The organism is Cobetia sp. 5-25-4-2, assembly GCF_013374075.1.
Classification (GTDB): Bacteria; Pseudomonadota; Gammaproteobacteria; order Pseudomonadales; family Halomonadaceae; genus Cobetia; species Cobetia marina.
Window position 1 is genome coordinate 1 of record NZ_BLWK01000032.1, and the last position, 317, is coordinate 317.

The 317-nt window shown below is 65.3% G+C and carries 1 protein-coding gene; it reads left to right on the top strand.

Annotation, left to right across the window (positions count from 1 at the left end; all coding sequences use genetic code 11):
• Positions 1 to 317, top strand: a 317-nt coding sequence (locus HXS65_RS17400) for a hypothetical protein (protein WP_176494542.1), incomplete at both ends; no start/stop codon positions are given.

The window sequence follows — 317 nt, forward strand, 5'->3', positions numbered from 1 at the left end:
CGAACAGCATTGATGTCGCCATCGACATCACCGCGCCGTCTGCGCCGACGCTGGCCATCGAGGCAGCGGTAGATGGTGTGAGTGCCGCCGAACTGGCCGCGGGTCTGCAAACCACGGTCACCCTCAGCGATGAGGCCGTCGCGGGTGACACCGTGACCGTCACTCTGGTCGACAGCGATGACGCGTCGAACGTGATCACCGCTTCGGTCGAGCTGGACGCCGACGACATCACCGCCGGCAACGTGGCGGTCATCATTGCCGCCGACGACCTGACCGATGGCAGCAGCTACGCCGCGACAGCCGTGATTACCGATGTG